This window comes from Burkholderia sp. AU4i (assembly GCF_000466765.1).
GTDB lineage: Bacteria > Pseudomonadota > Gammaproteobacteria > Burkholderiales > Burkholderiaceae > Burkholderia > Burkholderia cepacia.
In genome coordinates, this window is the sequence record NZ_ASSI01000080.1 from 1 (window position 1) to 6,694 (window position 6,694).

The 6,694-nt window shown below is 68.2% G+C and carries 6 protein-coding genes and 1 pseudogene; 3 read left to right on the top strand and 4 right to left on the bottom strand.

All coding sequences use genetic code 11. From position 1 onward, the window contains the following. The 4 genes and pseudogenes from L810_RS18925 to L810_RS18940 form a co-directional block, all read right to left on the bottom strand. A pseudogene (locus L810_RS18925) lies at positions 1–1,013 on the bottom strand (hypothetical protein); the annotation flags it as partial. A 189-nt stretch (positions 1,014–1,202) separates the two neighbouring features. Further along, positions 1,203–1,628: a GNAT family N-acetyltransferase gene (locus L810_RS18930; protein ID WP_021159884.1), complete on the bottom strand. Its 426-nt coding sequence runs from the start codon at positions 1,626–1,628 to the stop codon at positions 1,203–1,205. A gap of 54 nt (positions 1,629–1,682) precedes the next feature. After that, the gene (locus L810_RS18935; protein WP_021159885.1) at positions 1,683–2,543 is read right to left on the bottom strand and encodes a MurR/RpiR family transcriptional regulator; all 861 of its coding nucleotides are present in this window, start codon (positions 2,541–2,543) and stop codon (positions 1,683–1,685) included. Positions 2,544–2,606: 63 nt separating this feature from the next. Continuing rightward, entirely contained in the window at positions 2,607–2,960 is a 354-nt protein-coding gene (locus L810_RS18940; RefSeq protein ID WP_021159886.1) for a YgiW/YdeI family stress tolerance OB fold protein, read from the bottom strand. Positions 2,961–3,189: 229 nt separating this feature from the next. Here L810_RS18940 and L810_RS18945 point away from each other — a divergent pair, with 229 nt between their 5' ends. The 3 genes from L810_RS18945 (at position 3,190) to L810_RS18955 (ending at position 6,325) form a co-directional block, all read left to right on the top strand. Further along, complete coding sequence (locus L810_RS18945; protein ID WP_021159887.1) at positions 3,190–3,852, top strand: response regulator; 663 nt, start codon at positions 3,190–3,192, stop codon at positions 3,850–3,852. Further along, positions 3,849–5,225 (top strand): ATP-binding protein, encoded by a 1,377-nt coding sequence (locus tag L810_RS18950; RefSeq protein WP_021159888.1) that lies wholly within the window; start codon positions 3,849–3,851, stop codon positions 5,223–5,225. Before L810_RS18945 ends, L810_RS18950 begins: the two co-directional genes overlap by 4 nt. 899 nt (positions 5,226–6,124) lie before the next feature. Next, entirely contained in the window at positions 6,125–6,325 is a 201-nt protein-coding gene (locus tag L810_RS18955; protein WP_021159889.1) for a hypothetical protein, read from the top strand. Positions 6,326–6,694: the final 369 nt, after the last annotated feature.

Below are 6,694 nucleotides of genomic sequence, written 5' to 3' on the forward strand. Positions count from 1 at the left end.
CCGGCCGCCAGCAGCGCGGCGACGTGGCGCGCCGAGCAGCGCACGCCGATCGCCCGCAACAACGGTGCGCCCCAGGTCTGCGCCAGCCCCTCGCCGGGCGGCTCGTTCGGGTCGCCGCCATGCGCGAGCAGCAGTTCGAGCGCGTCCGCCTCGCGCATGTCGAATGCGCGACGCAACGCATTCGTCCCGCCCACCCGCGCGCCGTGTTCGAGCAGCAGGCGCGTACAGGCCGGGTTTTCGACCGAGTGATAGAGCGATTCGCCGTCGTTCGGGTCCGCGCCGGCTTCCAGCAGCATCGCGGTCAGAACCGGATCGCGATTGACGCCCGCGGCACCGTACAGCGCCGACAGCGGCCCCGCTTCGTCGGGCGCCGCGAGCGACGCCGGCGGAAACCGGTTGCCGATCCGCTGGTTCGGATCGGCGCCGGCATCGAGCAGATGACGCGCGCAGGCGCGCAGCCGGACGGCGAACCCGGGAATCTGCCCGAGCCGCGAATGCGTGACGGCAACCAGCGGCGGCAGCTTCAGCACGCCGCCGGCGCGCGCGATCCATCCGGGATCGGCGGCCAGCGCCGCCTTCACGGCATCGAGGTCGCCGGCCGCGCATGCGACAGTCGGATCGCTCGCCACGAGATCGGGCCGGTCGAGCAGCAGTTGCGCGGCGACACGCGGCCGGGCCGCGTCGAAACCGCCCGTCACGTCGGCGCCGTACGCCAGGTCGAGCCAGCGCCGGATCAACGCCGACCGCTGTTGCCCGGCAAGCGCGTGCGTTTCGACGAACGCGCCGAGATCGGCCCATGACGCGAAACCGTACTCGCGCGCAATGCACGACTGCGCATCGTGCAGCCGGAGCCCGAGCGCGAGCGCTTCGTCGTGCGTGCGGTTGGCGGCGGCGGGGAGAAAGCGGACAAAACGCGCGACGGCGTCGGCGTCACCCTGCCGGTACAGGCGCAACAATGCCTTGGCCTGCTTTTTCAGATGATCGGGATTGGCCCCGGGAGGCAGCTTTTTCATGCGAATCCTCGTGCAGTCATGGCCGAAGGTCCGCAATACCGCCAGCACAAAGGACAGGAGGAAGACTGGATTTGCTGCGACAGGTGGGTTGAACCCTTTCCGCGGACCCGGAAGCGACCTGCATCGCTGGTCGCTATCCTAGGCGAGCGCCGGCGACCTCGTCAACCGGGCCGCTCCATGCGGCGATGCTCAGCCTGCAAGCCGCTTCGTCAGGAAAATGCGCGTGTGCCCGGCCGGATAATCCGGCAGCTCGCCGAAGCGGACATAACCGCGTTTCTCGTAGAACGGCCGCGCCTGGAAGTCGAACGTGTCGAGCCACGCGCCGTGGCATCCGCGCGCGACGGCTTCCGCCTCGGCCAGATCCATGATGCGCGTGCCCGCACCCTGGCCGCGCGCGGCCTCGGGCACCACGAGCAGGTCGACATGCAGCCAGCCGTACGCCGTGCTGCCCCACAAGCCGCCGACCACCGTGCCTTCGGCGTCGGTCACGACCACGGCCAGCGCACGGAAGTCGTTCGGGCCCGCCTGGCTTTCGTTGAATCGGACGAGCGGCGCGACGATCTGCTTGCGAACGTTCACGTCGCCCGCGTCGGTCACCTCGTATGTGAACGTCATCGGTCGAGCCTGGTTGAATCGAAAATGAGGAAGGTTGAACCCGCACGCACCGCGTCAGACGACGTAAGCGCCCTTCGCATGCAGCTCCGCTTCCGTGCGCTCGAGCGCGGCGATCGCATCGCTGCCTTCGAGCGCCAGCAACTGCGCGACCAGCGCTTCGGCCATCGCGTGCGCGGCCACCAGCGACGGGAAGAACGACGGGCTGTCGTGCGTGAAGATCAGTTGTGCGTCCGCGTGCAGCGCGATCGGCGACACCGCGCTGTCGGTGATCGCGACGATCCGGCTGCCCTGCGCCTTCGCGGCCTGCGCGACGCGCGTCGCTTCCGCCGAATACGGCGCGAAGCTGACGATGACGGTCACGCTCTGCTTCGCGATCGTCCGCAGCTCCATTTCGAGCGACCCGGCGACGCCGTTGAGCAGCGACACGGTCGGGCGGAACAGCCGGTAGCCGTACACGAAGCCGAATGCAACCGGGTAGCACGAGCGAAACCCCGCGACATGCACGTGCGACGCCTTGCGTATCAGTTTCGCGGCTTCGGCGAGCGCGTGCTCGTTCTGCGCGGCGGTGGCCGACAGGTTGTGTTGTTGCGCGGCGAGCAGGTCGTGCGCGAGCGACGCCTTCGCATCGGGCCGCACGAGCGAGCGCGCCCGCTGCGTGAGCGGCTCGGGGCGCGTGCGCACGCGCGCGACGCACAGGTCGCGCAGCTCGTTCCAGCCGGGGAAGCCGAATTGCTGCGCGAGCCGCACGAGCGACGCGGGCTGCACCTGCGCGCGCTGTGCGACCTTGCGCATCGACGACGTGGCGACTTCGTCGGGATGATCGAGCAGGAAGGCCGCGCCCGCCTGGAATTGCGGGCTCAGCTCGGAAAATTGCGCCCGGATCCGGGACGCGAGTTCGTCGAAATTGGCGGCCATCTTGGTGTGAACGGGAACCGGTCGACCATGGTATCACCGGCCCCGTATGCACCGGTGCACCGGTCAGCGCAGCACTTCGACGTGATCGGCGTCGACCTTCACGCTGCCCGACCATTTGCGCTCGAATTCGCCGGTCACCTTCACTTCGTTCCGGTCGCTGACGGGCTGGCCGGCCGCCCACAGCTTGTGGTCGATCTCGACGCGGATCGTGCCCGTCGCATCGGCGAATTCGTAATCCTCGCCGCCGACATGCTTGACGATGCGCCCCTGCAACTGCACGTGCTGGTCGTCCTTGCCGTTCGCGAGCAGCTCCTTCACGGTCGTCGTGGTCAGCGTGGACGGCCCGGTATATTCCGCGTAAACGGCGGCAGGCAGCACGGCGAGCGCAACCGCCAGGATTCTCGTCAGGTGTTTCATGATCTCGGTCCTCTTCTTCGATGTGACGCCGCGCCCCGTTGAACGCGACGGCCCCAGATTACGGACCGTAAGATTAAGCAAACCTGAAGGTCGCGCCGCAGCGGCACGGTGCCGCACCGGGCACGCGCGAAAGCCGGCCGCGCGCCCGTGTTTAAGCTCCCGCTAAGGCACGCGCGCTTATCATGGGAACCCCGGGCGCCATGGCGCCCCGTTGAAGAGACACGAATCCATGCGCGTACTGCTCGTCGAGGACGATCCGCTGATCGGCAGCGGGCTCGAACAGGGCCTCAAACAGGAAGGCTTCGCGGTCGACTGGGTGAAGGACGGCGACGCCGCGTCGCTCGCGTTGCGCGCGACCGGCTACGGCCTGCTGCTGCTCGATCTCGGGCTGCCGAACCGCGACGGCCTGTCGGTGCTCGCCGCGCTGCGCCGCCGCGACGAAAACCTGCCCGCGATCATCATCACCGCGCGCGACGGCGTGCCCGACCGCATCGCGGGCCTCGACAGCGGCGCGGACGACTATCTCGTCAAGCCGTTCGAACTCGACGAACTGCTCGCCCGCATCCGCGCGGTCAACCGCCGCCACGCGGGCCGCGCGCAGACGACCCTCGCGATCGGCCCGCTGCGGCTCGACCCCGTCAAGCACCTCGTCTGGCTCGGCGACGACGAAGTCACGCTGTCGCCAAAGGAGTTCGTGCTGCTCCACGAGCTGATGCGCGACCCGGGCGCGGTGATTTCGCGCGAGCAGTTCGAGGAGCGGCTGTACAGCTGGGGCGAGGAAATCGAGAGCAACGCCGTGCAGGTGCACATCCACAACCTGCGCAAGAAGCTCGGCCACGACATGATCCGCACGGTGCGCGGCGTCGGCTACCGGATCGGTGACGGCGCATGACGCGCATGCAACACGCGATCGCACGCTGGCGCAACGCGTCGCTGCGGCGGCGCCTGCTGATGTGGCTGCTCCCGGCCGCGTGCGTGATCGGCCTCGTCGCGAGCGCCGGCACCTACTGGGGCGCGCTGCGCGAGCTCGACGACCTGCTCGACGACCAGATGCGCAGCATGTCGAAGCAGATCGTCGTCGGCCCGAACGGCGAGCTGTCGTTCAGCAACCGCGCCAGCGGCAAGCACGGTTTCGAGGCGAGCGATCCCGACGCCGTGCTGCTGCAGGTCTGGCGCAACGGCAAGCTCGTGTATTCGACCGACCGCGATTCGACCCTGCCGCCGCCCGAGCAGAAAGGCATCGCGAGCGTCGACGTCGGCGGCCAGCCGTGGCGCACCTACGTGACCGAACGCGGCGGCACGACGATCCGGCTCGCACAGGCACGCCATGCGCGCTGGGAAGCGATCGCGGGTATCGCCGTGCACCTGCTGTGGCCCGTGTTCTCGATGCTGCCGCTGCTCGCGATCGGCCTGTGGTTCGGCATCGGCGCGGGGTTGCGGCCGCTGCGCACGATCGCATCCGGCCTCAAACGCAGGAATGCGAACAATCTCGAGCCGGTCGACGTCGGCGCGATGCCGAACGAAGTCCGTCCGCTCGCCGAAGCGATCAACGACCTGCTCGCGCGCCTGGACCGTTCGTTCACGCTGCAACGGCACTTCATCGCCGATGCCGCGCACGAATTGCGCACGCCGATCATGGGCTTGTCGATCCAGTCGCAGCTGCTGCGGCGCGCGTCGACCGCCGAGGAACGCGAGCACATCCTCGCGCAGATCCATGCCGGCACGACGCGGCTCGGCCACCTGGCCGAACAGCTGCTGACGCTCGCCCGCCTCGAACCCGATGCGCAGGCGGTCGCCTCCGCGTCGGCGCCCGTCGATCTCGCCGCGCTGTGCCGGTCGGTGGTATCGGATCGCACGCGCGTCGCCGACGCGCACCGGATCGATCTCGGCGCGATCGTATCGACGCCCGTGATGACGTCGGGCAATGCCGACACGCTGCGCGTGCTGCTGAACAACCTCGTCGACAACGCGATCCGTTATGCGGGCGACGGCGCGCGTGTCGACGTGTCCGCGCGGCTCGACGGCACGACGCCCGTGCTCGAAGTCGCCGACGACGGCCCCGGTATCCCGGAAGCCGAACGCACCGATGTGTGGGAGCGTTTCTACCGCGGCGAAGGCGCGCAGGCCGTCACGTCGTCAGGCAGCGGGCTCGGGCTGTCGATCGTCAAGCGGATCGCCGAACAGCATCGCGCGACGGTCGCACTCGGCACGACACGCGGGGGGCGCGGGCTGACCGTCACGGTGCGCTTTCCGCTGCCGGCCTGACGCCGCGTCACGTGCGACGTGCCACGCGCGGCTTTTCCACAGATTGTGTTGGCAAGCATGTGGACAACCGTCCATTAACGACACCAAGCCATTGATCGGAAAGGGTTTGTCGGGGCTGCACGGCAAATGCGCCATGCGGTCGTGAACAGGCACATCCACGCCGCCACCGGAGCCTCGATCGCGCGTCATGCGCCGCACCGGGTCGATCGCCCCTCCTTCGTCTCAATTCTCGACGACGATCCGCTCGACTCGCGGGCCGGTCGAGGTTGCGAGGATGCTTGCGTGCTTCTACCCGTAGCAATACAGCAGCCCTTTCGGATGCCCGTCCGGCTTGGGTCGGGTTCGGCCCTCACATCGCATTCGCCGGTGTCCCGGGTGTGCCGCACGCACCCCGACTTCTCCACAGAAAATGTTGGCAAGCTTGTGGATATCCTGCGCACCGCAACGCTAAACCCTTGATCCGATGGACTTTGGCACGCGTGATGCAGACGAGGCCCCGGTGACGGCCGCCGCGTCCACCGCTTCGCCGCACTTCGCATCACGACGCCACGACGATGCATGCCGCAGCCGGCGCACACGTGCCGGCCATGCGTTGCGCCACTTACCCACAGATTTTGTTGGCAAGCTTGTGGATATCCTGCGCACGCGTGCGCTAACCCGTTGATCGGCTTAGGGTTCATGCGCCGCGTCACGGTTGCGGCAGCGTGCGGCCCGGACATGCGTGAATGCGGACGATCCCGCGCGACAGACGCGCCGCCGCCGTGCACCGCCCTCGCCTTGACGCTCGCGCCCGCCGCGCGTCAAGATCACGCGAGCCGCACGCGGCCGTGCATCGCCGGCTTCGCGCGACGGCTCAACGGGCCGGACGTTCCGCCCGACACATCACTCCGAGGAAGGCCATGGAACACTTCACCGCGTGGCAGCTGGTCGTCTCACTCGTGCTCGTCGCCGTCGTCGTTTATCCGTACGTCCGCATCGTCCGGCGCACCGGGCATTCGGGCTGGTGGATCCTGACGATGTTCGTCCCGGTCCTGAACTTCGTCATGTTGTGGGTGTTCGCGTTCGTGCGCTGGCCCACGGTCGACGATCGGCAGCCCTGACCGTCGCCGCCGCGGCCGCCGGGCTTGTCCACAATTTTTGTTGGCAAGCATGTGGATAGCCTGCGCATACCGCGATCAAGCGCTTGATCCGAAAGACTTTGTCCGCGCCGCCTCAAATGCGGCACGCGGCAGGTAAAGTGCCGCTCGCACGTCGTCGCGCCACGTGACGGGCTGCCTTCCGCGCGGGCGAACCGGCTTGTCCACAGATTGTGTTGGCAAGCGTGTGGATAGCCTGCGCATACCGCAGGCAAGCGCTTGATCCGAAAGACTTTGTCCGCGCCGCCTCAAATGTGGCACGCCGGCCCGCGCCACGCCGGGCGCGGCCGCGCGCGGGCTTGTCCACAATTTTTGTTGGCAAGCATGTGGATA

What these genes read in the sequence shown, in the direction of transcription:
- L810_RS18930 (WP_021159884.1), bottom strand. Translation starts at nt 1,628, where the DNA reads ATGACGTTCACATACGAGGTGACCGACGCGGGCGACGTGAACGTTCGC.
- L810_RS18935 (WP_021159885.1), bottom strand. Translation starts at nt 2,543, where the DNA reads ATGGCCGCCAATTTCGACGAACTCGCGTCCCGGATCCGGGCGCAATTT.
- L810_RS18940 (WP_021159886.1), bottom strand. Translation starts at nt 2,960, where the DNA reads ATGAAACACCTGACGAGAATCCTGGCGGTTGCGCTCGCCGTGCTGCCT.
- L810_RS18945 (WP_021159887.1), top strand. Translation starts at nt 3,190, where the DNA reads ATGCGCGTACTGCTCGTCGAGGACGATCCGCTGATCGGCAGCGGGCTC.
- L810_RS18950 (WP_021159888.1), top strand. Translation starts at nt 3,849, where the DNA reads ATGACGCGCATGCAACACGCGATCGCACGCTGGCGCAACGCGTCGCTG.
- L810_RS18955 (WP_021159889.1), top strand. Translation starts at nt 6,125, where the DNA reads ATGGAACACTTCACCGCGTGGCAGCTGGTCGTCTCACTCGTGCTCGTC.